Source organism: Kitasatospora sp. NPDC101447 (assembly GCF_044767225.1).
In the GTDB taxonomy this organism is placed as follows: domain Bacteria; phylum Actinomycetota; class Actinomycetes; order Streptomycetales; family Streptomycetaceae; genus Kitasatospora.
On sequence record NZ_JBIWNL010000007.1, the window covers coordinates 1 to 25,963 of the forward strand.

Consider the following 25,963-nt stretch of genomic DNA (forward strand, 5'->3'; position numbering starts at 1 on the left):
CCGGGCGGGCGGCCGGGGCCGTCGCTGTTCCTGGGCCGTTGCCGTTGCCGTTGCCGTTGCCGTTGCCGTTGCCGTTCCTGGGCCGGGGCGGCCGGGGGGGGGGGGGGGGGGGGGGGGGGGGGCGCCGCGCCCCCCCCCCCCCCCCCCCCCCCCCCCCCCCCCCCGGCTTGGTCCGGTCGCTGCCGCCGCTGCCGCCGTTGCCGCCTTCACGGCTGTCCGGGCGGTAGTTCGGGCGTCGTGCGGGTGGGCGGGTGCCGGCGGGTCGAGGTTCGTCCGACCCGGTCCCGCGGGGGCCCGTCGCGCTGCGAGGATGTGAGTTCAGGAAGTTCAGCCGACCGGAGCCGGTCGGCCGGGGCCGCGGGGGACTACACCTGGAAGGCGCCCCGGGAGAAGCAAGGGAGGAAGAACGTCATGGTGGTCACGCTCGCCAAGGGTGGCAACGTCTCGCTCACCAAGGCCGCGCCGAACCTGACGCAGGTCCAGATCGGCCTCGGCTGGTCCGCCCGTTCGACCACGGGCGCACCGTTCGACCTCGATGCGAGCGCCCTGCTCTGCGGTGGCGGGCGGGTGCTCGGCGACGAGTACTTCGTCTTCTACAACAACCTCAAGAGCCCCGAGGGCTCGGTGGAGCACCAGGGCGACAACCTCACCGGTGGCGACGACACGGGTGACGACGAGGTGGTCCTGGTCAACCTGGACCTCGTCCCGGCGCAGGCGGACAAGGTGGTCTTCGCGGTGTCGATCTACGACGCCGAGCCGCGGCTGCAGAACTTCGGGCAGGTCCGCAACGCCTACATCCGGGTCGTCAACTCGGTCGACGGCCAGGAGATCGCCCGCTACGACCTGTCCGAGGACGCGTCCAGCGAGACTGCGATGATCTTCGGCGAGCTGTACCGCTACGCGGGCGAGTGGAAGTTCCGCGCGGTGGGCCAGGGGTACGCCTCCGGCCTGCGCGGCATCGCGCTCGACTTCGGGGTGAACGTACAGTAAGGGCGGAAATCGGACCATCGCACCCGACCCGATCATGAGAACTGAGGGCAGTGCGGGGGTGACCTGACCGGGCGGGGCCCGGTCAGGGCGTCTCGGGGACGAGGCCGCCCCCGGCACGGCCAGAACCCGAAAGGTAGCCAACTCCCGTGTTCCTCCGCACATTCGGCTGGTCGTTCGCGATCACCGCCATCGGCCTGGCCGCGGCCGGACTTCTCTGGGGAGCCCAAGGCTTCGGCATCGTGCTGATCCTCTCCATCCTGGAGATCTCCCTGTCGTTCGACAACGCGGTGGTCAACGCCACGGTGTTGAAGCGGATGAACCCGTACTGGCAGAAGATCTTCCTGACCGTCGGCGTGCTCATCGCCGTCTTCGGCATGCGCCTGATCTTCCCGCTGCTGGTCGTCGGCCTCACCGCGAAGCTCGACCCGGCGACGGTCATCGACCTGGCGCTGCACTCCGACAAGACCCACGACGGCCTCACCTACGGCCAGTACCTGGAAGCCGCCAACCCGGCCATCGCCGCCTTCGGTGGCGTCTTCCTGCTCATGATCTTCCTGGACTTCGTGTTCGAGGAGAAGGAGCACAACTGGCTGAGCTGGCTGGAGCGCCCGCTGGAGAAGATCGGCAAGCTGGACGCCCTGTCCGTCGTCATCGCCCTGGTCTCGCTGGTGCTGGCCGCCCGCTTCTTCGCCGCCGAGCACGCCGAGACCGTACTGCTCTCCGGCGTCCTCGGCCTGATCACCTACCTCGCGGTCAACGGCCTCTCCTCGATCTTCGAGTCGGGTCTGGAGGCCGAGGCCGAGCGCGAGGAGGAGGCCGAGAAGGCCGGCAAGTCGGTCGTCCAGGTCGCCGGCAAGGCCGCGTTCTTCCTGTTCCTCTACCTGGAGGTCCTGGACGCGTCGTTCTCCTTCGACGGCGTCGTCGGCGCGTTCGCCATCTCCAGCGACATCTTCCAGATCACCCTGGGCCTCGGCATCGGCGCGATGTACATCCGCTCGCTGACCGTCTTCCTGGTCCGCAAGGGCACCCTGGACGACTACGTCTACCTGGAGCACGGCGCGCACTACGCGATCGGCGCGCTGGCGGCGATCCTGCTGGTCGGGATCAAGTACCACATCCCCGAGATCGTCACCGGCCTGATCGGCGTCGCCTTCATCGGGCTCGCGCTCGGCTCCTCGATCCTGCGCAACCGGCGCGAGGGCGCGGAGGACGAGCCGGAGCTGGTCGGGTCGGGCAAGTAGCCGGCTCGGACACGTAGTCGGCTCGTAGCCGGACACAGAGTCGGACAAGCGCCGGACACAGCGCCGGACACAGCGCCTGAACTGAGCCGGACACGCGAAACGGCCGCCCCCGGGAAACCCCGGGGGCGGCCGTTTCGCGTCGTGCGGGCGGCCGGGTCAGCCGAGCTGCTGCTCGATCGCGCGCAGCTTGCGCTCCAGCGAGTCCAGCTTCGGCATCGCCAGGGTGTCGTCGTCGGCCGTCAGGTCGATGGACGAGCTGCGACGGGACGAACCGAGGGCGTCGGTCGAGGAGGACGAGGAGGACGTGGAGGAGTACGAGGAGGACGAGTACGTCGAGGGGGACGAGTACGAGGAGGAGTACGAGGAGCCGACGGCGGCGCGGGGGCGGCGGCCGGTGTCCAGGGCGGCGGGCTCCAGCGAGGAGGTGGAGGCCTGCGAGGTCGGGGTGGTGGCGTCGGACTCCGCGGCTAGGGCAGGCTCCGTAGCGCTCGGGCCGTCTCCGGCAGCCGTGAGGGCGGGCACCTGGCGGCCACCGCGGGCCCGGGCCAGCATGCCGCCGCCCTGGCGGGAGATGGCCTTCAGCTCGGCACGCTCGCGGCGGTCGGCGGTGCGGGCGCGGGCCTTGGCGTCCAGCTTCGCCTGGCGCTCCTCGCGCACCTCCTCGACCGCCTCGTCCAGGCTGCGGACGTTCTCCAGGAGCATCAGCGACCAGGCCGCGTAGGTCTCGCGCGGGGCGCGCAGCCAGCGGACGATGCGGATCTGCGGCAGCGGGCGGGGGACGAGGCCCTGCTCGCGCAGCGCGGCCTTGCGGGTCTGCTTCAGCGCGCGGTCGAACAGTATCGCCGCCGAGATCGACATGCCGGAGAAGAACTGCGGGGCGCCGGCGTGGCCGAAGCCGCGCGGGGCGTGCACCCAGTTGAACCAGGCCGAGGCGATCGCGAACACCCAGACCAGCAGGCGGGAACCGAGCGCGGCGTCACCGTGGCTGGCCTCGCGGACGGCGAGCACCGAGCAGAACATCGCGGCGCCGTCCAGGCCGAACGGGACGAGGTACTCCCAGCCGTCGGCCAGGCCCAGGTTCTCCTTGCCGAAGCCGACCAGGCCGTGGAAGGACAGCGCGGCGGCGACACCGGCACAGCAGAACAGCAGCGTGTACGAGGAGATCCCGTAGATCATCTCCTTGCGGCGGCGGCGCTCCTCGCTGCGCTCCCAGGAGTCGGTGGCCTCGTCCTTCTTCGAGCTCTTGAAACGCAGCGTCGCCATCAGGACGGCGACGAACAGCAGGGCTGCGCCGCCGACGACGGTCCAGACCAGCTGTATGGAGGTCAGGTTCATTGCGGGTCGGGCCTCGGGTTTCCGAAGGGGACAGGTTCACAGTGCGACACAGGCGGTCAGGGCCCGCCGTGCGGGCACTGCCTGACGGTTCGTTCGTCGCCGCACGGTGTGCCCACCGCGCCCGCGCAGGGGCGGACGGGACACCTGTGCGGCTAGACGATATCGCGTCCGAAGGGGCGGCATGTTACGGGAGGGCGGCTGGCTGGGGCCAATCGACCCACCGGTTCGCCCGGGGTTCGTCCGTGGTTCGCCTGGTGGTCCGGCAGGTGGCGCCCGGTTGTGTGTCCTGCCGTGCGCCCGTGGTGCGCCCGGCGGTTGGGCCGATGGTGCGCCCGGCGGTCGGTCGACGGCGGGCCCGTGCCCGGTCGAGGTGGGTCGGCCGTCGGCCGCTTCTCGGTCGCCCGTTCGGGCGGCGGCGCCCGGTCGTGCAGCTGCTCGTGCGGCCGTTCGTGTGCCCGCCGGCGTGCGCGCCGGCGCGTGCGGTGGTCGGCCCGTCGGTGGCGGGTGGGTGGCCGGACGGGGTAGGGGAGGGGGCGGACGGGGTATCCGTCGGCCGGGCCGATGCCCGATCATTGGTCGGCGGACCGTCAGATCGCCTGGCGGGAGCAGGGGGAGAGGACGGGATGGTCTCGATCTGGGAGTACCTGCGCGGGGACCGGAGCTACACCTTCGACAACCCGGGCGGTCAGCACAAGGTCATACTCACCAAGTCGGCCCCGCAGCACGCGATCACCGGGTCGGCCGCCACCACCGGCTACCTCTACGTCAACCTGCACTGGTCGATGCGGGCCGGCGCCGGTCGGCCGAGCACCCGGGACACGATCAAGCGGTTCTTCAGCCCGCGGATCCTCAGCCCGCTGGAGCCGGACTCTCCGCAGAGCAGCGAGGCGATGAACGTCGACCTCGACCTGGCCTGCATGTACGAACTCTCCGACGGGTCCACGGGTGTGGTGCAGCCGCTCGGCGGCCTCTTCGGCGACCTCCAGAACGCGCCGTACGTCAAGCTCAGCGGCGACGACCAGTACGGGGCGCCGTCGGGCGAGACGATGTACGTCAACCTGGAGAAGAAGGACAAGTTCAAGCGGCTGTTGATCTTCGTCTACATCTACGACGGCACGCCGGCCTTCGAGCAGTCGCAGGCGGTGGTGACGATCGTGCCGCAGACCGGCCCGCGGATCGAGATCAAGCTGGAGGAGCGGGCCCGGGCGGCGCGCTCCTGCGCGGTGGTGCTGATCGAGAACGCCGGGGACAACCAGCTCACGGTGCGCCGCGAGGTGCGGTACGTCAACGGGTTCCAGTCGGACATCGACCGGCTGTACGGCTTCGGGATGCAGTGGCAGCGCGGCTACAAGAGCCAGCCGGGCGGCGACTGACGGGTGGCGCCGGAGCGGGGTTCCTGTCGGCCCGGTCGGGGGTTGCTGTCGGCCGGGGGCGGCGGCTGCCGGCCCGGGGAGGCTGCGGTCCGGGGCGGGGCCGCCGCCATCGGGCGGCCGCCACCCCGGGTGGGCGTCAGCGGGGCTGGAACTGCGGGCCCTGCGGCGGCAGCGCGAACTCCTCGCCGGTGGGCGCCGGGGGCTGCGCGTTCGTCGGCTGGGCCGTCGGCGGCTGCGGCGGGACGGGCGGCTGCTGGCCGGTGCCCGGCTGCGGGTAGCCGTAGCTGCCCGGGTGCGGCTGCGGCGGGACGGGCTGGGTCGGCTGGGGGTAGCCGTACCCGGTGCCCGACTGCTGCTGGTACGGCTGGGTGGCCTGCGGGTAGCCGTAGCCGGTCCCGGGCTGCTGCTGCGGGTAGCCGTACCCCGTGCCGGGTTGCTGCTGGGGGTAGCCGTAGCCGGTCCCGGGCCGGTGGCCCGGCGGCGCGGTGGGCGGGGCGGCCGGCGGGGGCGGCAGGGTCGGCGGGGCGGTGGGCGGCGGCGGGGTCGTCGGTGCGGCGGGGGCGGCCGTCGGCGCGCCCGCGGTGGCCCCGACCGGGGTCGGGGCGGCGGCCGGGGGCGGGGTCGGCGGGACGGCCGGGGCCAGGGTGAAGGTGCCCGGCTCGGCGGCGGTCGAGCGCGGGTCCGGGAGCGGGGTGCTGCGCGGGTCCACCGCACCGGTCGGGGAGGCGGTGGAGGCGGGCGCCGGGGCCGCCACCTGGTCGGGCGCCGCGCCCGCGGCCTCGTCCTCGACGGTGATGCCGAAGTCGGTGGCCAGGCCGATCAGCCCGGAGGTGTAGCCCTGGCCGATCGCCCGGAACTTCCAGGACCCGGAGCGCCGGTACAGCTCGCCCGCGACCAGCGCGGTCACGCTCTCGGCGTCGCTGATCTCGAACTCGGCCAGCGCGGGCGCGCTGTCACCGGCCGCGGCGTCGAACAGCAGCAGCCGCAGCCCCGGCACCGCGCGGAAGGGCCCGCCCTCGGAGGAGCCGGCCAGCACCACGCGGTCCACGTCGGCGGGCAGCTTGGCGAGTTCGACCTCGATCGTGTCGATGATCTCGGCGCCGCCGGAGGTCTGCTGCTTGGGCAGGTGGCGGACCAGGCCGGACGGGTGGCGCGGCTGGTTGTAGAAGACGAAGTCGGCGTCCGAACGGACCTTGCCGGTGGCGCCGAGCAGCAGCGCGGACGCGTCCACGTCCGGCGCACCGGGCGCGGCGCTCCAGCGCAGCACGGCGCGGACCGCCGCCGCCGGCAGTGCGATGTTGGCGCCCTTGGCCATCACGTGCGTCATAGCGGACCATCCTGCCCGTTCGCCACCCCTTCGGACAACGTGACCGGACCGGTTCGCGCCGAGGCGGACTTTGCCAAGACTTGCGCTTCCCGGGGTTTGCCGCCGCCCGGCCCATGATCGTCCAAGTGGACCGGGATGTTCCGGGAGTTCAGTGCCGGGGAACCGGGAGCGGCCGGATCCCGTCCGTACGATGGGCGGTCTGAAGGCCCCGGGGGTTCGACGGAGGGGCGTCCACCGGCGGCGCGTCCGGGGAACCACGGCGCCCGGTCGGCCGGTTGACCAGGGTGTCGGCCGGTCGGCGTGGCTGTCCGACGGTCGACGAGGCCGTCGGCGGCCGCCGAGGACGCCGTCCGGCGGCAGGGGCAGCGTCGGCAGGGGGCCGGAGGCCCGTCCACTTCCTGGAGGAGAGCACCTTGCGCCATTTCGGCCACCTCGCCGAGGACGTACGCGGCCGGCTCTTCCTGGAGCAGCCGCGCACGTTCACCGCGCAGAGCGAGCCCGGGGTGCTCGCCACCGCGCTCGGCGGCACCCTCTACAGCCCCGCCACCAGGCCCGCACTGGCCGCCGACATCCGCAAGCAGGCGGCTCGGGGCGTGGTGTCGATGGTGCTCTGCCTGGAGGACGCGATCGCCGACCACGAGGTGGACGCCGGGGAGCGGAACCTGGTCGAGCAGCTGAATGACCTGGTCAAGGATTTCACCGACTGCGCACAAGGTCACCCACTGCTCTTCATCAGAGTCCGTGCCGCCGCTCAGATTCCCGACCTGGCCGAGCGGCTCGGTCCGGCTGTCGAGCTGCTCAGCGGGTTCGTCCTGCCCAAGTTCACCCCGGAGAACGGCGCCGAGTACCTGGCCGCGCTCGCCGCCGCCGAGGCCGCCACCGGGCGGCGGCTGTTCGCCATGCCCGTCCTGGAATCGCCCGAGCTGGCCCACCTGGAGACCCGGCGCGAACAGCTCTTCGGCATCGCCGAGCTGCTCGCCGGGTACCGGGAGCGAGTGCTCGCCGTCCGCCTCGGCGTCACCGACCTCTGCTCGGCGTACGGCCTGCGGCGCTCGCCCGACCTCACCGCGTACGACGTCGCGCTGGTCGCGGCGGTGATCGGGGACGTCGTCAACGTGCTCGGCCGGGCGGACGGCACGGGGCACACCATCACCGGTCCGGTCTGGGAGTACTTCCCGGTGCAGGAGCGGATGTTCAAGCCGCAGCTGCGCCGCACCCCGTTCACCGAGGCCTCGTTCGGCACCGACGCGGTCGGGACGGGCCGGGCCTCCGGCGAGGAGGTCCGCCGGCGGATCATCGAACACGACCTGGACGGGCTGATCCGGGAGGTCGAACTCGACCGGGCCAACGGCCTGCTCGGCAAGACCTGCATCCACCCCAGTCACGTGCCCGCCGTGCACGCCCTCTCCGTGGTCACGCACGAGGAGTACTGCGACGCCCGTGACATCCTCCGCCAGGAGCAGGACGGCGGCGGGGTGCTGCGTTCGGCGTACACCAACAAGATGAACGAGGCCCGGCCGCACCGGGCCTGGGCGGAGCGGATACTGCTGCGGGCGGAGGTGTTCGGCGTGGCCCGTGAGGACGTCAGCTTCGCGGAGCTGCTCTCGGCCTGCCTGTGCGCCTGAGGCCGGGACCGGGGCGTCCGCGCCGTGCGTGCGCCTGAGGCCGGAACCGGGGCGTCCGCGCCGTGCGTGCGGCCGGGGCCGGGGCGTTCCCGCTGTTCGTGCGGCCGAGGCCGGGGCGTTCCCTCCGGTTCCGGAACGGCGGGTAGGACGGTATCCGTACGGTCGGGTAGGACGGTTCCCGTACGGTCGGCAGGACGGTCCCGTACGGCGGAGCGGACCCGACGAGCCGGACATGACCATCGCACCATCGCACCACCGAAGGCAGGACCAGCAGTGACAGCAACACCCCAGACGTGGACCGGCCGTTGGGTCGCCGACCGGGCCGGGATCGTGCTGACCGGCTCCGAGCGCCTCCCCGAACTCGTCGGGCTGGCCCTCCGGGAGAACCGCAAGCGCGCCCACCTGCTCGTCTCCAACGTGCTCGGCAAGCACGTGCCGCAGCGCCCCTCGGTGGTCCACGGCGCCGGGCTCGAACTCGGCCGCCGGGTCCGCGGACTGCTCGGCGAGGAAACGGCCGCGCGGGCCGTCGTCCTCGGCTACGCGGAGACCGCCACCGGCCTCGGCCACAGCGTCGCCGACGGCCTCGACGCCCCCTACCTGCACTCCACCCGCCGCCCGGTGCCCGGAATCCCGCCGCTCGGCGGCTTCGAGGAGGAGCACTCGCACGCCACCTCGCACCTGCTGCTCCCGGCCGACCCCGAACTGTTCGCCGGCGACGGGCCGCTGGTGCTGGTGGACGACGAGTTCTCGACCGGCCGGACGATCCTCAACACGATCCGCGAACTGCACGCCCGGCACCCGCGCGACCACTACGTCGTGGTCGCGCTGGTCGACCTGCGCTCGGCCGACGACCGGGACCGGCTCACCGACGCCGCCGCCGAACTCGGCGTCCGGCTCGACCTGGTCGCCACCGCGAGCGGGGGCGTCGAGCTGCCCGCGGACGTGCTGGAGCGGGCCGAACGGCTGATCGCGGAGGCGGCGGCCGAGCTGCCTCCGGCGGCTGGTGCGGTGGGTGCGGCCAGTGCGGCTGATGTGGCCGGTGTCGGTTCGGCTGGTGCGCCCGGGGCGGCCGATGTGACAGATGTGACCGATGTGGCCGATGCGCCTGATGCGGCCGAGCCCGCGCCGCTGGCCCGGGTCGAGCTGGACTGGCCCGCGGGCCTCCCGGACGGCGGCCGGCACGGCTTCACCGCCCGCGACCGCGCCCGGCTGGACGCCGCCCTGCCCCGGCTCGCCGGGCAGCTGGCCGACGCCCTGCCCGCCGAGGCGCAGCGGGTGCTGGTGCTCGGCTTCGAGGAGCTGATGTACACGCCGCTGCGCCTGGCCGATGCCCTGACCGAGCGGCTCGGCGGCGACCGCGTCCGCTACTCCACCACCACCCGCTCGCCCGTCCTGGCGGTCGACGACCCGGGCTACGCCATCCGCACCCGGCTGGCCTTCCCCGCCCACGACGACCCGCAGGACGACGCCTCGCGCGAGCGCTACGCGTACAACGTCGCTCCCGGCAGCGACCCGGCGCGGCGCTTCGACGCCGTCGTGCTGGTGGTCGACGACGTCGCCGACACCCCGGCGCTGCACCGGGGCGAGCGGGCGCTGCTCGGCCAGCTGCGGCAGGTCACCGACCGGGTGGTGCTCGCGGTGCTGCCCTCGCACCGGCCGGTCGGCGGGGCTCCGGTGGGTGCGGAGCCGGTGACCGGGGCCGCGGCGGTCGCGGAGCCGACGCTTGTGCCGACGCCGCTGTCCTCGTCGCTGCTGCCGACCCCGTTGTACGGGCCGGCGTTCTCCTCGTACCGGGCCGAGGAGGTGGCGTGGCTGCTCAAGGACCTCTCCGGGGTCGCCCTGGAAGCCCCTACCGAGGAGCGCGAGGAGGCCGTCCAGAACGGCGGCGCGCACTACGCCGAGTCGCTGCCGGTCGAGTACCAGCCCAGCCCCGGCTACCAGGAGCTGTTCCACCAGGCGCTGCACGGCTCCGCCCGCCGGATCGCGCTCGCCGTCGGCACCGTCGCCGAGACGCTCCTGCGCGAACGCGGCCCCGGGCTGGTGCTCGCCTCGCTCGCCCGGGCCGGCACGCCCGTCGGCATCCTGATCCGCCGCTGGCTGGCCTTCGCCCATGAGCTGTCCGTACCGCACTACGCCGTCTCGATCGTCCGCGGCCGCGGCATCGACCCCGTCGCGCTGCGGTACCTGGCCGCCCACCACCGCTCCGAGGACGTGGTGTTCGTGGACGGCTGGACGGGCAAGGGCGCGATCACCCGCGAACTCGCCGACGCGCTGGTCGGCACCGGCTTCGACCCGGACCTCGCGGTGCTCGCCGACCCGGGCCGCTGCGTGCGCACCTACGGCACCCGGGACGACTTCCTGATCCCGTCCGCCTGCCTCAACTCCACGGTGTCCGGGCTGGTTTCGCGCACCGTCCTGCGGGCCGGCCTGATCGGCCCGAACGACTTCCACGGCGCCAAGCACTACGCCGAGCTGGCCGGCAGCGACGTCTCCGCGGCCTTCCTGGACGCCGTGGCCGCGTGCTTCGGGGAGGTGCGCGCGGAGGCGGTCGAGGGTGCGGACCGGCTGTCCGACGACCCCGACCGGGCGCCCGACTGGGCCGGCTGGGCCGCCGTCGAGCGGATCAGCGCCGAGTACGGCATCGACAACGTCAACCTGGTCAAGCCCGGTGTCGGCGAGACCACCCGGGTGCTGCTGCGCCGGGTCCCCTGGCGGATCCTCGCCCGCCGCGGCGCCGGCGCGGACCTGGACCACGTCCGGCTGCTCGCCGCCCAGCGCGGCGTCGAGGTCGAGGAGGTGGACGACCTGCCGTACACCTGCGTCGGCCTGATCCACCCCCGCTACAGCCGCGGGGCGACCGGGGCCGACGGACGGTCCGCCGGTTCGGGTGCGGACCCGGCCTCCGGCTCTGTTTCACATGCTGTTCCGGGCCCGGCTGCGGGCTCGGTTTCGGGGAGGGAATCCTGATGGGTGTTCTGGTGGCCAGCGACCTCGACCGGACGCTGATCTACTCCGACCGGGCGCTCGCCCTGGACGTCCCCGACCGGCTTGCGCCACGGCTGCTCTGCGTCGAGACGTACCAGGGCCGACCGCTGTCCTACATGACCGAAGAGGCCGCCGGACTGCTCGCCGAACTCGCCCGCCAGGCCCGCTTCGTCCCCTCCACCACCCGGACGCCGGAGCAGTACGCGCGGGTCAACCTGCCCGGCCCGACGCCGGGTTGGATACCCGAGTACGCGATCTGCGCCAACGGCGGGCAGCTGCTGGTGGACGGCGTGCCGGACGGCGACTGGCGTGCCGAGATCACCGCGCGGATCGCCGCCGGCTCGGCCCCGCTGGAGGAGGTGTCCCGGCGGCTCGCCCTGTGCGCCGACCCGGAGTGGACGCACAAACGGCGCGTCGCCGACGAGCTGTTCGCCTACCTCGTGGTCGAGCGCGCCGCGCTGCCGACCGGCTGGCTGGAGGAGCTGACCGGCTGGTGCGCCGAGCGCGGCTGGGCGGTCTCGCTGCAGGGCCGCAAGGTGTACGCCGTCCCGGCGCCGCTCACCAAGAGCGCGGCCCTCGCCGAGGTCGTACGGCGCAGCGGCGCGACCACCGTACTCGCGGCCGGGGACTCGCTGCTCGACGCGGACCTGCTGCTCGCGGCGGACGCGGCGTGGCGGCCGGGGCACGGCGAACTCGCGGACAGCGGCTGGACGGCCCCCGGCGTCACCGCCCTGGAGGAGGTGGGGGTGACGGCGGGGGAGGAGATCGTCCGCCGGTTCCTGGCGGGGGTCACGGCGGGGTAGTCCCCGCCGGGGGTGGTCCGCGCCGGGAGCCCGTCGGGCCGGCTCGGGGTCGCTTTCCGGGGCCGGCGGCGCGTTCCGGGGCCGGCGTCGCTCGGGGGTGGCTTCTCGGTCAGCCCCCGCAGCAGCCGCCGCCGCAACAGCCGCCCCCGCCCCCACCCCCGGCGGAGGGGGCCGGTCGGCCGGCGGCCGCGCCGGTGACGGCGACGGCGGACAGCAGCTTCACGGTGTCCTCGTGGCCCTGCGGGCAGACGGCGGGGTCGTTGGCCTGCGCCATCGGACGGCGGAGTTCGAAGGTGGCGCCGCAGGAGCGGCAGCGGAAGTCGTAGCGTGGCATACCGGCAGGGTACCGAGCCGACCCGCTCGGCACCCCGCCCTTCTCCCGCCGCTCTCGGGCCGTTTGCCGATCGCCGTTCTGCTGCCGTCCGCCGCCCGTCCTCCGCCGTACGTCCTCGGCTAGCGGTGTCCGCCCAGGTCGCCGCGGATCAGCCCGATCACCCGGGCCGCCGTCTCCCGCACCGCCGCCAGCTCGGTGAGGAAGGCCCAGTAGTCGGGGTGCCGGCCGGCCGCCTCCAGCACGGCCACCGCGTGGTCGAGCCGGGCCACCGCCTCGTCCAGCGGGGCGGCGTGCCGCGGGTCCGGGGCATTGCGCCCGGCCATCGCCAGCCGTTGGGCGTCCCGAATGGCGAAGCGGGCGCGCTCGATCTCCCGGCTGGGGTCGTGCTGCACCTCGTTCAGCTGCCGGAACCGGTCGTTCACCGCGACCACCGAGCCGTCCGCGGTGTCCAATAGCGCGCGGACCGTCCCGATCGCGGCGGTGGCGTCCGCCCAGCGCTGCTCGTCCCGGGCGCGGGCGGCCTCGCCGAGCTTGCCCTCGGCGGCGCGCCCGGTCTCGGCGACCTGATCCGGCACCCGCTGCAGGTCCTGCCAGCACGCGGTGCTGAACCGGCGGCGCAGCTCGCTCAGGGCGGGCTCGACCGTCGCGGCCTTGGTCTCCAGCGCCTGGATCCGGGTCCGCAGGCTCGCCACCCGCCGATCGATCTCCCGCGCACGCTCCGGCAGTTGCGCGGCATCGGCGGCGATCGCCCCGGCGCGCTGCTTCACCTCGTCCGCACGCTGCAGCGTCCCGGCGACCCCGTGCCGGGCCGGGCCCTCGTTCAGCCGCGCCAGCTCCGGCGCCAGTTCGGCCAGCCGGGCCGCCAGGTCGTCCGCCCGCAGGCCGGCGCCGCGCACCGCGTCCAGCGCGTCGGAAGCCGTGAGCAGCGCCCGCTTGGCCTGCTCGACAGCCGGGGTGACCCGCATCAGCTGCTGCTCGGCGTGCTCGACGGTCGGCTGCAGTCGGCGCAGGAAGTCGTTCAGCTCGGCGCGGGCGGAGCCCAGCTGCCCCTTCACGTCCTCCAGCCGGCGCTTGGCCTGCGCGGCGGTGCCCGCGTCCAGGGTCTCGCTGTCCAGGTTGTGGGCGTCGAGGGCGCCCAGGTAGTTCACGGTGACCTGCTCGACCCGGCCGGAGATCGCCGCCAGATCGGCCAGCGCACGCTGCGCCGTCGCCCCATCCTCGGCCGCGCGGACCGTCTCCACCGCGAGCTGCACCTCGCGCTGGGTCTCCTCCAGCTCGTAGAACGCCTCCTGCGCCGCGGCCCGGGCCTCCCTGGCCTCCGCCCGTACGCCCTCGCCGCCGCCGCGCCGACCCCACCAACCGCCGGTCCCGGCCGACGCCAGCCCCACCGCGCCCAGCGCACCCGCCAGTACCACGGGCAGCACCAGCGCGTCCGTCAGCGCACTCCCCGCCCGACGCCGCCCCCGCCCGCTCCCGCCGGCACCCGTCACTGCGCGCTCCCTGCTCCGACCCGCTGATCCGGCCCCCATTCTCCCCGATCACCCCACCGGCCCGTCACCCCCTCCCACCCCTCCCGCCCCGGCCTCCCCCTCCCCACCCCGCCCGCGCCCCACCCGACCACCTGGCCCACACCACCCCCCGGGACCAGGTACCCTAGGCACTCGTCGTGCGCCCACCCGGCCACGCACGGGGGCGCGTAGCTCAGTGGTAGAGCGCTGCTCTTACAAAGCAGATGTCGGCGGTTCGAAACCGTCCGCGCCCACCAGCGCAAGAGGCCCGCAGCGATCATGCTGCGGGCTTTTTGACTGCAGTGGTTGACGGCAGCCGCTGATGTCAGCTCGGCGGCGGCGCTGATCGGCTCGAAGGGCCCGGCTGAGGTTCCGGGGCTCGATCGGACCTGTCGGCAGGCGTCGGGCAAGCCGAGTCAGCGGGCCTTCTTCCTGCGCGTGCCCATCCGGCTCCAGACGTAGCGATGGCGGGCAACCGTGAAGACCCGGTCAACCCTGTTCGGGGACAGCACTGCGGGCCGGGCGGGCAGGACGTCGGTGATCTGCTCGCCGTCGAGGACCGTTACTTCCGGTGTCGCCCCAAGCGTGATCCTCTGTGCACCCACGACGGCGATGACGGGGTGGACGGGCACGTCGAAACTACACCACACGGCTAGCAGGTCAGCGGTACGGGCCGCCTCGAACGTGGAGTTCTCCAGGTACGGGAAGCCGTTGCGGTTGACCTTCACGATCTTGTCGCCGACCCACACGGTGGCGCCCGGGTGGTGCTTCGAGTTGACCGTGAAGACCCCGGGCGGGCCGATCACCACATGGTCGATGTCGGCCCCGGACGGCAACGGGACCCCGTGCAGCACCTTCCAACCCGCAGCCCTCAGCGCGTCCAGTCGAGCCCCCACGATCTGCTCGCCCTCCAGCCGACGCAGCGTGCTCGAACCACCGAGCCGCTGGCGGGAAAGCTTGGCGGCGAGCCGGACGAGCAGCCCATACCTCTCTTCGCCCTCACGCACCAGGCTTTCCAGCCCGGCGCCAGGAGGGTTCAGCGACAGGTCGTCCTCCTCGCTCATCGGCGGAAGGAAGGGGACCGCCGCACGAGGCTGCGGTACCTGTGCCGAGACCACCCGGGGAGGTGGCTTCTTCTCTCCGCTACGCCGGACGGTGCGGGGCAGGACATGACTGCCGAACGGGCGCTTCCTGACCACGGTCAGCATGCCCACGTACGGATCGGCGGGAACGCGGAGGGGCAGCGAGTCGACCCGGTCCAGCCGGAGGCAAGCGGGCGGACGCAGGCGGGCGGAGGCGATGTGGCGGGAGAAGGAGGAAACAGGGGAAGAGGGTGCGTGTGAATGTCGGTGGGTCGGGGCCGACCCCGGGGGTCGGGGTGGTGGGGGTGGCTGGTAGGCAGGTGGGGTGACTGCCAGGGCGTTTGATGCGGTGTTGTGCGATGTGGACGGCGTGATCCGGTTCTTCGACGGGGCCGGGGTGGCGGCGTTGGAACGGGCCGCGGGGCTGGGGGAGGGGAGTACGGCGGGCGTCGGGTTCGCGCCCGAGAACGACCGGCCGTTGTTGCTGGGGCGGATCGGCAAGGCGGAGTGGGTGGAGTCGATCGTCCGCGGGCTGGAGGGGCGGGTGTCGGCGGCGCAGGCGCGCGGGCTGGCGGAGGCGTTCGCCAACTCGCCGTTCTGGGCGGACGAGGTCGCGGTGGGGATGCTGCGACGGGTGCGGGAGCACTGCCGCTTGGTGCTGGTGACCAACGCGACGGTGTGGCTGGACGAGGACCTGGCACGGCTGGGGCTGACGGACCTGGCGCACGAGGTGGTGAACAGTTCCGTGGTCGGCAGTGCCAAGCCGGAGCGGCGGATCTACGAGATCGCCGCGGAGCGGGCGGGGGCGGCGCCGGAGCGGTGCCTGTTCGTCGACGACCGGCAGGAGAACGTCGACGCGGCGGTGGCGTTGGGGATGGCCGGGGTGCTCTACCGAGGCCCGGAGGACCTGCGGCGGGCGCTGGCGCCGCTGTTGGGCTAGCGGGTGGTGTGGGCGCCGCCGTTGAGGTGGAGGGTCTGGCCGGTGAGGTGGCGGGCGCCGGGGGAAGCGAGGAAGTGGGCGGTGCGGGCGACGTCGGCGGGGGCCGGGGCGGTCGGTGTGGGTTCCGTTGATCAGCGCGGCGGTTCGGCGACTTGGCGGGGGTCGGTGGCATCGCAGGCGACGCCCTCGACGGTGCCCCCGGCGGCGCCTTCGACTCCGGTGACGTCTTCGACCGGTCCGGCGCAGCCGGCGGAGAGTCCGGCGGCGGCACGTTCGACGTTGTCGCGGTGGCGGCCGGGATCGAGGTCGTCACCCCGGTGTGGTGGCTCGGCAAGCTCTTCGCCGACGACCGCGCCCGGGTGCTGCGGACGGCCGGGATCGACGCGGCCACGCTGGACCTGCTCTCGGTGCTGCGCCGATCGGGTGCGCCGTACGTCCTGATCACCCGCGAGCCGGCCCGTCGCACGTTGGTCACCGCGGGGGCGGTCTCGCAGCGGGTGGCCCGGGCCGAGGCGCAGGGGCTGGTAGCCCGGGAGGACATTGGTCGGCCTGCTGGACAAGCTGCCGGCGGACGTCCGGCTGCGGGTGGCGGGTGGCGGGTGGCGGGGGCGTCGGCGCCGGGTGAGGATCGGGGGGACCGGTCGGATCCCTGAGCCGGACCCCTGAGCGGGCCCCCTGAATCGGAGCCCTGAGCCGGATTCCCGAGGCCGGACCCCTGGGAGCGGTGGACGGATGGCTGAGCAGGTCGGGGAGACGCGGGCGGAGCTGTCGTCGCGCCTGAACTGGCTGCGGGCGGCGGTGCTGGGGGCCAACGACGGGGTGGTGTCGACGGCCGGCATCGTGACGGGCGTGGCGGGCGCGGCCGGTTCGCGGACGGCCCTGCTGGCGGCCGGGGTGGCCGGGCTGCTGGCGGGGGCGATGTCGATGGCGGCCGGCGAGTACGTGTCGGTCAGCACCCAACGGGACACCGAGCGGGCCGCGTTGGCGAAGGAGCGGCGGGAGCTGGCGGAGGACCCGGAGGGGGAGCTCGACGAACTCACCGACTACTACCGGGGCAGCGGGCTGACGGACGACCTCGCGCGTGACGTGGCGGTGGCGCTGACCGAGCGGGACGCGCTCGCGGCCCACGCGCAGACCGAACTCGGCATCGACCCGGAGGCGTTGACCAATCCCTGGGAGGCGGCGCTGGCCAGCGCGGCCGCGTTCACGCTGGGCGCGCTGGTGCCGCTGCTGGCGGTGCTGCTGCCCCCGGAGTCGTGGCGGCTGGGGGTGACGGTGGGCTCCGTGGTGGTCGCGCTCACCCTGTCGGGCTGGGCGAGCGCCAGGATGGGCGGGGCCGGTCCGGCGCGGGCGGTGGGTCGCAACGTCGCGGGCGGGCTGCTGGCGATGGCGGTGACGTACAGCGGTGGTGTGCTGCTGGACAGCTTCATCGGCTGACTGCGCGGCGGGGCGGGCGGAGGGCCGAGCAGGGCGTCTGCGGGGCCGGGGCGTACGGCCCGCACGGCACGGCACAGCACCGCGCCCACGGCACGTCACGGCGTCGTTCGGCTCGACAGGCGAGGTCGTGCGGCCTGTGTTTGTGTGGCTGCAAACCGCTTGGGAGAGGTGACTCGTCGTGACCATGCCCCCGTTCGGATCGAACGATCCGTTCTCCGATCTGCTCAGCCGGTTCTTCGGGATGAGCCCGATGGCCTCCCCGCCCGCCGTGCAGCGGGTGCCGATCGGGCGGTTGCTCAGCGAGTCCTCCCAGGAGTTGCTGGCGCTGGCGGCGCAGCGTGCGGCCGAGGACGGGTCCAGTGACCTCGACACCGCCCACCTGGCCTGGGCGGCGACCCGGGTGGACCCCGCGCGGCGGATGCTGGCGCGCGCGGGCATCGACCCCGACCAGCTGTCCGCGGATCTGGAGCACGCCCTGCCGTCCGGCGGTGCCGGTGCGGTGGAGGGGCAGCCGGCGCTCACCCCCGCGGCGAAGCGCGCCCTGCTCGCCGCGCACGCCCGTTCGCAGGAGGCCGGTGCCTCGTACATCGGGCCGGAGCACATCCTCGGCGCGCTGCTGGACCAGGAGCGCTCGGGCGCGGGTGTGGCGCTGCGCAACGCGGCGCCTTCGCAGGAGTCGCTGAAGTCGGTGCTGGAGACGCGGGGCACCGGCGGCGAGCGGGGTGGTGCGGGGGCGCAGCCGAGCGAGACGCCGACGCTGGACGAGTACGGGCGCGACCTCACCGAGGAGGCGCGTTCGGGCCGGCTGGACCCGGTCGTCGGGCGGGCCGAGGAGATCGAGCAGACCGTCGAGATCCTTTCCCGGCGGACCAAGAACAACCCGGTGCTGATCGGCGAGCCGGGTGTCGGCAAGACCGCGATCGTCGAGGGACTGGCCCAGCGGATCGTCTCCGGGGACGTCCCGCGGAGCCTCCGGGAGAAGCGGGTGGTCACCCTCGACCTGGCCGCGCTGGTGGCCGGCTCCAAGTACCGGGGCGAGTTCGAGGAGCGGCTGAAGAACGTGATCGACGAGGTTACGGCGGCCGAGAAGAGCGTCATCCTGTTCCTGGACGAGCTGCACACCGTGGTGGGCGCGGGCGGTGGCGGGGAGGGCTCGATGGACGCCGGCAACATCCTCAAACCGGCGCTCGCCCGCGGCGAGTTGAGTGTGGTCGGCGCGACGACGCTGGACGAGTACCGCAAGTACGTGGAGAAGGACGCCGCGCTGGAGCGCCGCTTCCAGCCGGTGCTGGTGCCCGAGCCGAGCGTCGAGGAGACCGTCGAGATCCTGCAGGGGCTGCGCGACGCCTACGAGGCGCACCACCAGGTGCGGTTCACGGACGCGGCGCTGGACGCGGCGGCGACGCTGTCCGACCGGTACGTCAGCGACCGCTTCCTGCCGGACAAGGCGATCGACCTGCTGGACCAGGCCGGTGCCCGGGTGCGGCTGCGCAGCCTGAGCGGGTCCACCGAGGCGACCGGGGTGCAGGACCGGATCACCAAGCTGAGGCGGGAGTTGGAGGAGGCCGTCGCGGACGAGGAGTTCGTGCGGGCCGCCAACCTGAAGACCGAGCTGCGGCACACCGAGGACGAGCTGGCGGCGATCGCCGAGTCCCGCGAGGAGGTCGTCGACGTGACGGCCGACGACATCGCCCAGGTGCTGTCCTCCCGGACCGGCATTCCGGTCGCGGAGCTGAACGCGACCGAGAAAGAGCGGCTGCTCAAGCTGGAGCAGCACCTGCACGAGAAGGTGATCGGCCAGGACGAGGCGGTCACCGCCGTCGCCCAGGCGGTGCGTCGCGGCCGGGCGGGGATGGGCGACCCGGAGCGGCCGACCGGCTCCTTCCTCTTCCTCGGCCCGACCGGGGTCGGCAAGACCGAGTTGGCGAAGGCGCTGGCGGCGCTGCTGTTCGGGGACCCGGACCGGATGATCCGCTTCGACATGAGCGAGTTCCAGGAGAAGCACACCGTCTCCCGGCTGGTCGGCTCCCCGCCCGGGTACGTCGGCTACGACGAGGCCGGGCAGCTGACCGAGGCGGTGCGCCGCAAGCCGTACAGCGTGCTGCTCTTCGACGAGGTGGAGAAGGCGCACCCGGACGTCTTCAACCTGCTGCTCCAGGTGCTGGACGACGGGCGGCTGACCGACTCCCAGGGGCGTACGGTCGACTTCCGCAACACCGTGGTGATCATGACCAGCAACATCGGCTCGCAGCGGATCCTGGACCACGCGGGGAACGTCGACGAGATCCGGGACGACCTGATGCGCGACCTGCGGCAGCAGTTCCGGCCGGAGTTCCTCAACCGGATCGACGAGGTGATCGTCTTCCACGCCCTCACCCGGAAGGACCTGCTGTCGGTGGTGGACCTGCTGCTGGAGCGCAGCCGGCGACGGCTGCGGGCCCAGGACGTCCGGCTGGAGGTCACGAAAGAGGCCAAGGAGTACCTGGTCAACCGCGGGTACCAGCCGGAGTTCGGGGCCCGGCCGCTGCGCCGGACGATCCAGTCGGAGCTGGACAACCGGATCTCCAACCTGCTGCTGGACGGCTCCGTGCGGGAGGGGGACACGCTGATCGCGGACGTGAGCGACGGCGAGCTGGTGGTGACGATGGCGCGGCCGGAGGCGCCGGCGACCTTCGAGGAGGCTGCGGCGTCGGAGGAGAAGGCGCAGGCGGGAGTCGGCGCGGACCGCTGAGGGGAGCAGGAGCGGGTTCGGGCGTACTCCGGCGGGAGTACGCCCGAACGCCACCGGTGGAGGACGCGTCGGAGCGGAAGCCGGGTCTAGCGTTTCGGGCATGATGCCGCCCATGTCCCCGTCACCGGAACCGGATCCGTCGGTGCCGCGAGAGCCGTCGGAGCGGCCGGAGCGGCCAGAGCAGCCGGAGCAGTCGGAGCCGCGCTCGCCGTCGGAGCCGCCCGCGCCGCCCGAGCCGTGGCGCCCGCCGTGGGTGCGGGCGCGCCTTCCGGTGGGGCTGGCGGTCGGCGTCGCGGCGGTGCAGGTGGTCGGTTCGACCTTCGCCGCGCACAACCAGCCCGGGCGCGCCCCGCTCGACGCGTTCGGCTACGTGCTGCTTCTGCTCGGGCCGGCCCTGCTGGTGCTGCGCCGGCGCCGACCGGTCGCGGTGGTGGCCGGCACCTCGGTGGCCACCGCGGCCTACCTGGCCGCCGGCTACCCGTACGGGCCGGTCTTCCTGAGCTGGCTGATCGCCTGCAGCGTGGCGATCGGCGCCGGGCACCGCCGGGCGGCCTGGGCGGGCCTGGCCGGGGTGTACCTGGTGCACGTGCTGGTGACCTTCGTGCTGCCGGAGAGCTGGCAGCGCGCACCCGCGCACGGCGTGGCCTGGCAGGAGGAACTGGGCCTGCTGGCCTGGCTGCTGCTGGTGATGGCGATCGCCGAGATCGTCCGCTTCCGGCGCGAGCGGATCGCCGCCCACCGGGCCTACCGGCAGCAGCTGGAGGAACGCCGGGCGAACGAGGAACGGCTCAAGATGGCCCGGGAGCTGCACGACATCCTCGCGCACAGCCTGTCGCTGATCAACATCCAGGCGGGGGTCGCGCTGGCGCTGCTCGACCGGCGGCCGGAGGAGGCCCGCACGGCGCTGGTCACCATCAAGTCGACCAGCAAGGAGGCGCTGGGCGAGGTCCGCCAGGTGCTGGCGACGCTGCGCGGGCCCGGCGCGGCGCCGCGCGGTCCGGCCCCGGGGCTGGACCGGCTGGACGAACTCACCGCGCAGGCCGACCGGGTGGGCCTGGAGGCCGAGGTGCACGAGCACGGCGAGCGGCGTGCGCTGTCCGCGACCGTCGACCTCACCGCCTTCCGGATCGTCCAGGAGGCGCTCACCAACGTCATCCGGCACTCGGCGGCCCGGCAGGCGGTCGTGGTGCTGGACTGGAGGGATCCCGCCGTGCTGGTGGTCCGGGTCGAGGACCCGGGCCCGGCGGTGGTCGCCGACGCCGGAGGGGCCGGCAGCGGACTGGTCGGGATGCGGGAACGCGCGGCCGCGTTCGGTGGCACCATCACGGCGGGGCCGCTGCCCGGCGGCGGCTTCCGGGTCCGGGCGGAGCTGCCGACACCGAAGGCGGGGAGTGAGTGATTCGGGTACTGCTGGCGGATGACCAACTGCTGGTCAGGGCGGGCTTCCGGGCCCTGCTCGACCTGCAGGACGACCTCACGGTGGTCGGCGAGGCGGACGACGGGGAGGCGGCGCTGCTGCTCGCCCGCGAACTCGTGCCGGACGTCGTGCTGATGGACATCCGGATGCCCCGGATGGACGGGCTGGAGGCGACCAGGAGGATCGCCGAGGATCCGGCGCTGTCCTCCGTACGGGTGGTCGTGCTGACCACCTTCGAGCTGGACGAGTACGTCTTCGAGGCGCTGCGGTCCGGGGCGGCGGGCTTCCTGGTCAAGGACACCGAGCCGGCCGACCTGCTGCGCGCGATCCGGGTCGCGGTCGCGGGGGACGCGCTGCTCTCGCCGGGGGTGACCAGGCGGCTGATCGGCGAGTTCGCCGCCCGCTCCAAGGCGCCGGAGGCCGCGCCGAAGGGGCTCACGGACATCGCTGCGCTGACCGAGCGGGAGCGCGAGGTGCTGGCGCTGGTCGGGATGGGGCTGTCCAACGAGGAGATCGCCCGGCGACTGGTGGTCAGCCCGTTGACGGCGAAGACGCACGTGAGCCGGGCGATGGTGAAGCTCGGGGCGCGCGACCGTGCGCAACTGGTGGTGCTGGCGTACGAGTCGGGGCTGGTGCGGCCGGGCTGGCTGGGCTGACGGCCCTCGCGCGGGAGGGCGTTGCCGGGGGAGGGCTCGGCCGGCGAGGGCTGTGCCGGGGAGGGCCCTGTCGGCGAGGGCTGTGCCCGGGGGAGAGCCCTTCCCCGGACGAGCGGGTCGTCCCGGCGTGGCTGCTCCCGGCGCGGCTACTCCCGGCTCGGCGTGTCACCGGCCGTCCGTACTCTCCCGGGAGTATCCCGACTGCCGCTGCCGGTAGGACGCGCGATGAGACCCCTCGGCGGGACGCTCAAGGCACCTCGGGAACCGCCCGAGGTCCTGGAGGCCCCCGGCCGAGGAGATGAACCCCATGTACACGCAGCTGGCCGATTGGCACGGGCCCGGGCCGTGGATCCTGCTGGTCCCCCTGGTCTGGATCGCCGTGGTGTTCCTCGTGATCGTGGTGCTGCGCCGCACGGTCTGGCGCCGGCGCGGCTGCGGCTTCGGGTACGGCGCCGGATCCGCCGCCGAGCACCCGCTGGCCGTCCTCGGCCGCCGTTACGCCGAGGGCGACATCGACGCCGAGGAGTACCGCGCCAAGCGGGCCGTGCTCAGCGAGTCGGCCCGGGAGGACACCCGGGGAGGCGGTGCCAGGTGACCACCCTCGACGTCGTGCGCGGCACCGCCGCACGGGTCGCCGACGCCGTGAAGATCCACGGCGTCGGCGGCACCGAGGTCCGGGCGCTGGACCACGTCACGGTGGAGTTCCCGGCCGGGCGCTTCACCGCGATCATGGGCCCCTCCGGCTCCGGCAAGTCCACCCTGATGCACTGCGCGGCCGGGCTGGACACGCTCACCGCCGGCACCGCCTGGATCGGGGACACCGAGCTCGGCTCGCTGAGCGACCGGCGGCTCACGCTGCTGCGCCGGGAGCGGATCGGCTTCGTGTTCCAGGCCTTCAACCTGGTGCCCACGCTCACCGTCCGGGAGAACATCACCCTCCCCCTCGACCTGGCCGGGGCCACCCCCGACGCGGCCTGGCTGGAGACGCTGATCGACGTCGTCGGCCTCGGCGACCGGCTGCAGCACCACCCCAGCGAGCTCTCCGGCGGCCAGCAGCAGCGGGTCGCGGTGGCCCGGGCACTGGCCGGGCGGCCGCAGGTGGTCTTCGCCGACGAGCCGACCGGCAACCTCGACTCCCGCACCGGCGGCGAGGTGCTCGGCCTGCTGCGCCGGGCGGTGGACGAGATGGGACAGGCCGTGGTCATGGTCACCCACGACCCGACCGCCGCCGGCTGGGCCGACGAGGCGCTGTTCCTCGTCGACGGCCGGCTGGTCGACCGGATGGAGCGGCCCAGCGCCGGGCGGGTGCTGGACCGGATGAAGGCCTTCGAACGGGGGCGGTCATGAGCGAGCGACAGACGTACGCCCGAACGGCGGGGACGTGCTCCCGGACGGCGGCCGCGGGAGGGCCGGTCGCCCAACGGCGCGCACGGGCGACCGCCCCTGCCGGGCGAAGCGAGGTGCGCGCATGATGCCCGTCACGCTCCGCCTCAGCCTGCGCTCGCTGCGCGCCCACCGGCGGCGGCTGGCCGGCACCCTGCTGTCCATCCTGCTCGGGGTGAGCTTCCTGACCGGCACCATGGTGCTGGGCGACACCCTGCGGGCCAACTTCGACACCCTCTTCGCGGACGCCAACGCGGGCACCGACGTCGTGGTCCGCAGCGCCGACGTCCTGGACTCCCCGGGCACGGCCGGCGGGGTGCGGGCGCCGGTGGAGGCGGCGCTCGCCGACGGGCTGCGCTCGGTCCCCGGCGTGGCGGCCGCCGAGCCGTCCGTCCAGGGCGCGGGCCAACTCGTCGGCAGCGACGGCAAACCGATCGGCGGTCAGGGCCCGCCCACGCTGGCGGGCAACTGGCTCGCCGACGGCCGGCTCAACCCGTACCGGCTGGCCGAGGGCCGGGCACCGGCCGCCCCGGGCGAGGTGGTGGTGAACCGCGGCGCGGCGCGGACGGGCGGGCTGCACCTCGGCTCGACCACGGTGCTGCGCACGCCCGAGCCGGTGCCGGTCACCGTCGTCGGCATCGCCACCTTCGGGGCGAGCGCGGACGGCATGGGGCCGAGCACCTTCACCGCGATGACCTTCGCGGACGCCGAGCGTTACCTCACGCCCAAGGGCGCGGGGCAGGCCGCCTCGATCCAGGTCCGGGCGGCGGGCGGGGTCTCGCAGCGGGAGCTGGTCGACCGGATCGCCCCGCGCCTGCCCGCCGGCGTCCAGGCGGTCACCGGTGCGGCGGCCACCCAGGAGTCCACCCAGCTGCTGTCCGGGCGGTTCCTGACCATGTTCACCACGCTGCTGCTGGTCTTCGCCGGGATCGCGCTGCTGGTGGCGACGTTCACCATCCACAACACCTTCGCCATCGTGGTCGCCCAGCGCAGCCGGGAGAACGCGCTGCTGCGGGCGCTCGGCGCGGTGCGGGCCCAGGTGCTCGGGGCGACGCTGGCGGAGGCACTGGCGGTGGGCCTGCTGGCCTCGCTCGGCGGGCTGCTGGGCGGGATCGGGGTGGCGACCGGGCTCAAGGCGCTGTTCTCGGCGCTCGGCTTCGCCCTGCCGACCGGCGGCATGGTGATCAGCGCGGCCGCCGTGTTCCTGCCGCTGCTGGTCGGGACGCTGGTCGCGGTCGGTTCGGCGTTGCTGCCGGCCGTCCGGGCCGGGCGGACGGCTCCGCTGGCGGCGCTGCGGGACACCGGCGTCGACCGGGCGGCGCAGGGGCGTTCGGGCATCGTCCGGGTGGTGCTCGGGGGGCTGCTGCTGGCCGGGGGCGTCCCGGTGGCGGTCCTCGGTGCGACGGACGGTCCGTCCGTCCTGCTGACGGCGGCCGGGGCGGTGGCGGTGCTGCTGGGCACGGTGGTGCTCGGGCCGGTCGCCGCGGCCTTCGCCGTCCGGGCACTGGGCGCGCCGCTGCCCAGGCTGCGCGGGGTCTCCGGGGTGCTGGCCAGGCGCAACGCGGCCCGCAACCCGCGCCGGACGGCGGCCACGGCGAGCGCCCTGATGATCGGGGTCGCCGTGGTCACGCTGTTCACCGTCTTCGGTGCGTCGATCAAGGCCACCCTGGACGACACGGTGAGCACGTCCTTCGCGGGTGATCTCGCCGTCACCACCGCCTCGTTCGGGGCCGGCGGCAGCGGGATCAGCCCCAAGGTGGCGGACGCCCTGGCCGGGCTGCCCGAGGTGCGGCAGACGGTCGGGCTCGGCAGGGGCGTCGCCCGGATCGACGGGCACGGCCGGACGCTGGACGTGACCGACCCGGCCCGGCTGCCCGGCATCGTCGACCTCGGCCGGGTCGACGGCTCGCTGGACGCACTCGGCACCGACGGGCTGGCGGTCTCCCGTAGCGAGGCGCAGCAGCACGGCTGGCAGCTCGGACAGACCGTCACCGTGGGCTTCACCGACGGTGCGAGCGACCGGTTCACCATCCGTGCGCTCTACGGGAGCGGCGGGCTGGCCGGGGACTACCTGATGACCAGGCAGGCCTGGGCCCCGCACCGGGGGCAGGACGCCGACACGATGGTCGCGGTCGGGCTGCGCGACGGCGTCCCGCCGGGCGCCGGGAAGGCGGCGGTGGAGAAGGCGCTGGTGCCCTTCGGCAGTCCGCAGGTGCAGGACCGGGCCGAGTACGCCAAGAGCGCGGCCTCCGGCGTGGACACGATGCTCTCGGTGGTCTACGCGCTGCTGGCGCTGGCGGTGCTGATCGCGCTGCTGGGCATCGCCAACACGCTGACGCTGGCGGTGCACGAGCGGACCAGGGAGCTGGGGCTGCTGCGCGCGGTCGGCCAGACCAGGGCTCAGCTGCGCGGCATGGTGCGCTGGGAGTCGGTGCTGGTGGCGGCCTTCGGGACGGTCGGCGGGCTGGGGCTCGGCGCGTTCCTCGGCTGGGCCCTGGTGCGGGCCTCGGACGGGGCCGGGACGGGGTCCTTCGCGATACCGCCCGGGCAGCTGGCCGTGGTCCTGGCGGCCGGGCTGCTGGCGGGCGCGGTGGCGGGCCTGCGCCCGGCGGGCCGGGCGGCACGGCTGGACGTCCTGCGGGCGATAGCGACGGAGTAGGAGGAAGCGGAGACGGGGGGGGGGGGGGGGCCCCCCCCCCCCGGCCCGGGGGGCGGGGGGCCCCCCCCGCCCCCCCCGGGGCCCCCCCCCCCCCCCCCGGGGGCGGGCGGGCCCCCGAGTTGCCCAAGCGCGGGGGA

The 25,963-nt window shown here is 74.1% G+C and carries 20 protein-coding genes, 1 tRNA gene and 1 pseudogene; 16 read left to right on the forward strand and 6 right to left on the reverse strand.

Annotated features, from left to right (window positions below):
• The first annotated feature begins 411 nt into the window (after window positions 1-411).
• Both ACIRST_RS12475 and ACIRST_RS12480 read left to right on the forward strand, forming a co-directional pair.
• Window positions 412-990 (forward strand): TerD family protein, encoded by a 579-nt coding sequence (locus ACIRST_RS12475; RefSeq protein ID WP_350523183.1) that lies wholly within the window; start codon window positions 412-414, stop codon window positions 988-990.
• Between the two features lie 146 nt (window positions 991-1,136).
• Window positions 1,137-2,231 (forward strand): DUF475 domain-containing protein, encoded by a 1,095-nt coding sequence (locus tag ACIRST_RS12480; RefSeq protein ID WP_350523184.1) that lies wholly within the window; start codon window positions 1,137-1,139, stop codon window positions 2,229-2,231.
• 156 nt (window positions 2,232-2,387) lie between these two features.
• On the opposite strand, the gene ACIRST_RS12485 is transcribed toward ACIRST_RS12480, so the two are convergent.
• Complete coding sequence (locus tag ACIRST_RS12485) at window positions 2,388-3,566, reverse strand: DUF2637 domain-containing protein (RefSeq protein ID WP_402802182.1); 1,179 nt, start codon at window positions 3,564-3,566, stop codon at window positions 2,388-2,390.
• A 623-nt stretch (window positions 3,567-4,189) separates the two neighbouring features.
• Here ACIRST_RS12485 and ACIRST_RS12490 point away from each other — a divergent pair.
• The gene (locus ACIRST_RS12490; RefSeq protein WP_350523186.1) at window positions 4,190-4,939 is read left to right on the forward strand and encodes a Tellurium resistance; all 750 of its coding nucleotides are present in this window, start codon (window positions 4,190-4,192) and stop codon (window positions 4,937-4,939) included.
• Between the two features lie 136 nt (window positions 4,940-5,075).
• Here ACIRST_RS12490 and ACIRST_RS12495 read toward each other — a convergent pair whose 3' ends face one another.
• Window positions 5,076-6,266, reverse strand: a complete 1,191-nt coding sequence (locus ACIRST_RS12495) for a TerD family protein (protein WP_402802184.1) — start codon at window positions 6,264-6,266, stop codon at window positions 5,076-5,078.
• 413 nt (window positions 6,267-6,679) lie between these two features.
• Here ACIRST_RS12495 and ACIRST_RS12500 point away from each other — a divergent pair, with 413 nt between their 5' ends.
• The 3 genes from ACIRST_RS12500 (at window position 6,680) to ACIRST_RS12510 (ending at window position 11,679) form a co-directional block, all read left to right on the forward strand.
• A complete protein-coding gene (locus ACIRST_RS12500) occupies window positions 6,680-7,891 on the forward strand; it encodes an HpcH/HpaI aldolase/citrate lyase family protein (protein WP_402802186.1) in 1,212 nt (403 codons plus the stop codon).
• A gap of 273 nt (window positions 7,892-8,164) precedes the next feature.
• Window positions 8,165-10,858, forward strand: coding sequence for a phosphoribosyltransferase (locus ACIRST_RS12505; RefSeq protein WP_402802188.1), 2,694 nt, complete (start codon window positions 8,165-8,167; stop codon window positions 10,856-10,858).
• Entirely contained in the window at window positions 10,858-11,679 is an 822-nt protein-coding gene (locus ACIRST_RS12510) for an HAD family hydrolase (protein WP_402802190.1), read from the forward strand. The genes ACIRST_RS12505 and ACIRST_RS12510 overlap by 1 nt, the downstream gene beginning before the upstream one ends.
• A 109-nt stretch (window positions 11,680-11,788) precedes the next feature.
• Here ACIRST_RS12510 and ACIRST_RS12515 read toward each other — a convergent pair whose 3' ends face one another.
• Window positions 11,789-12,013 (reverse strand): zinc ribbon domain-containing protein, encoded by a 225-nt coding sequence (locus ACIRST_RS12515; protein ID WP_402802191.1) that lies wholly within the window; start codon window positions 12,011-12,013, stop codon window positions 11,789-11,791.
• Between the two features lie 119 nt (window positions 12,014-12,132).
• Window positions 12,133-13,542 carry a hypothetical protein gene (locus ACIRST_RS12520; protein WP_402802193.1) on the reverse strand — a complete coding sequence of 470 codons (1,410 nt, stop codon included), beginning with the start codon at window positions 13,540-13,542 and terminating at the stop codon, window positions 12,133-12,135.
• 161 nt (window positions 13,543-13,703) lie between these two features.
• Between ACIRST_RS12520 and ACIRST_RS12525 the strand changes: the two genes are divergently transcribed.
• Window positions 13,704-13,778 (forward strand) — tRNA-Val (locus tag ACIRST_RS12525).
• 159 nt (window positions 13,779-13,937) lie between these two features.
• On the opposite strand, the gene ACIRST_RS12530 is transcribed toward ACIRST_RS12525, so the two are convergent.
• Window positions 13,938-14,585 (reverse strand): nuclease-related domain-containing protein, encoded by a 648-nt coding sequence (locus tag ACIRST_RS12530; RefSeq protein ID WP_402802195.1) that lies wholly within the window; start codon window positions 14,583-14,585, stop codon window positions 13,938-13,940.
• A 367-nt stretch (window positions 14,586-14,952) separates the two neighbouring features.
• Between ACIRST_RS12530 and ACIRST_RS12535 the strand changes: the two genes are divergently transcribed.
• The gene (locus tag ACIRST_RS12535) at window positions 14,953-15,543 is read left to right on the forward strand and encodes an HAD family hydrolase (protein ID WP_396551012.1); all 591 of its coding nucleotides are present in this window, start codon (window positions 14,953-14,955) and stop codon (window positions 15,541-15,543) included.
• Here ACIRST_RS12535 and ACIRST_RS12540 read toward each other — a convergent pair.
• Window positions 15,540-15,608: pseudogene (locus ACIRST_RS12540) on the reverse strand (hypothetical protein); the annotation flags it as partial. The gene ACIRST_RS12535 and the pseudogene ACIRST_RS12540 overlap by 4 nt on opposite strands.
• Before the next feature lie 87 nt (window positions 15,609-15,695).
• Between ACIRST_RS12540 and ACIRST_RS12545 the strand changes: the two are divergent.
• The 8 genes from ACIRST_RS12545 (at window position 15,696) to ACIRST_RS12580 (ending at window position 25,826) form a co-directional block, all read left to right on the forward strand.
• Window positions 15,696-16,196, forward strand: coding sequence for a MarR family transcriptional regulator (locus tag ACIRST_RS12545; protein WP_402802197.1), 501 nt, complete (start codon window positions 15,696-15,698; stop codon window positions 16,194-16,196).
• Window positions 16,197-16,275: 79 nt separating this feature from the next.
• Window positions 16,276-16,980 carry a VIT family protein gene (locus tag ACIRST_RS12550; RefSeq protein ID WP_350523198.1) on the forward strand — a complete coding sequence of 235 codons (705 nt, stop codon included), beginning with the start codon at window positions 16,276-16,278 and terminating at the stop codon, window positions 16,978-16,980.
• Window positions 16,981-17,158: 178 nt separating this feature from the next.
• Window positions 17,159-19,711: an ATP-dependent Clp protease ATP-binding subunit gene (locus tag ACIRST_RS12555; protein WP_402802200.1), complete on the forward strand. Its 2,553-nt coding sequence runs from the start codon at window positions 17,159-17,161 to the stop codon at window positions 19,709-19,711.
• Window positions 19,712-19,823: 112 nt separating this feature from the next.
• Complete coding sequence (locus ACIRST_RS12560; protein ID WP_402802201.1) at window positions 19,824-21,110, forward strand: sensor histidine kinase; 1,287 nt, start codon at window positions 19,824-19,826, stop codon at window positions 21,108-21,110.
• The gene (locus ACIRST_RS12565; protein ID WP_396550992.1) at window positions 21,107-21,784 is read left to right on the forward strand and encodes a response regulator; all 678 of its coding nucleotides are present in this window, start codon (window positions 21,107-21,109) and stop codon (window positions 21,782-21,784) included. The genes ACIRST_RS12560 and ACIRST_RS12565 overlap by 4 nt, the downstream gene beginning before the upstream one ends.
• A gap of 307 nt (window positions 21,785-22,091) precedes the next feature.
• Window positions 22,092-22,379, forward strand: coding sequence for an SHOCT domain-containing protein (locus tag ACIRST_RS12570; RefSeq protein ID WP_350523202.1), 288 nt, complete (start codon window positions 22,092-22,094; stop codon window positions 22,377-22,379).
• A complete protein-coding gene (locus tag ACIRST_RS12575; protein WP_402802202.1) occupies window positions 22,376-23,131 on the forward strand; it encodes an ABC transporter ATP-binding protein in 756 nt (251 codons plus the stop codon). The genes ACIRST_RS12570 and ACIRST_RS12575 overlap by 4 nt, the downstream gene beginning before the upstream one ends.
• 124 nt (window positions 23,132-23,255) lie before the next feature.
• A complete protein-coding gene (locus ACIRST_RS12580) occupies window positions 23,256-25,826 on the forward strand; it encodes an ABC transporter permease (protein WP_402802439.1) in 2,571 nt (856 codons plus the stop codon).
• Window positions 25,827-25,963 lie beyond the last annotated feature (137 nt).

Coding starts and splice junctions, on each gene's coding strand:
- ACIRST_RS12475 (WP_350523183.1), top strand. CDS start 412: ATGGTGGTCACGCTCGCCAAGGGTGGCAACGTCTCGCTCACCAAGGCC.
- ACIRST_RS12485 (WP_402802182.1), bottom strand. CDS start 3,566: ATGAACCTGACCTCCATACAGCTGGTCTGGACCGTCGTCGGCGGCGCA.
- ACIRST_RS12490 (WP_350523186.1), top strand. CDS start 4,190: ATGGTCTCGATCTGGGAGTACCTGCGCGGGGACCGGAGCTACACCTTC.
- ACIRST_RS12495 (WP_402802184.1), bottom strand. CDS start 6,266: ATGACGCACGTGATGGCCAAGGGCGCCAACATCGCACTGCCGGCGGCG.
- ACIRST_RS12510 (WP_402802190.1), top strand. CDS start 10,858: ATGGGTGTTCTGGTGGCCAGCGACCTCGACCGGACGCTGATCTACTCC.
- ACIRST_RS12515 (WP_402802191.1), bottom strand. CDS start 12,013: ATGCCACGCTACGACTTCCGCTGCCGCTCCTGCGGCGCCACCTTCGAA.
- ACIRST_RS12520 (WP_402802193.1), bottom strand. CDS start 13,542: ATGGGGGCCGGATCAGCGGGTCGGAGCAGGGAGCGCGCAGTGACGGGT.
- ACIRST_RS12530 (WP_402802195.1), bottom strand. CDS start 14,585: ATGAGCGAGGAGGACGACCTGTCGCTGAACCCTCCTGGCGCCGGGCTG.
- ACIRST_RS12550 (WP_350523198.1), top strand. CDS start 16,276: ATGGCTGAGCAGGTCGGGGAGACGCGGGCGGAGCTGTCGTCGCGCCTG.
- ACIRST_RS12560 (WP_402802201.1), top strand. CDS start 19,824: ATGTCCCCGTCACCGGAACCGGATCCGTCGGTGCCGCGAGAGCCGTCG.
- ACIRST_RS12570 (WP_350523202.1), top strand. CDS start 22,092: ATGTACACGCAGCTGGCCGATTGGCACGGGCCCGGGCCGTGGATCCTG.
- ACIRST_RS12580 (WP_402802439.1), top strand. CDS start 23,256: ATGCCCGTCACGCTCCGCCTCAGCCTGCGCTCGCTGCGCGCCCACCGG.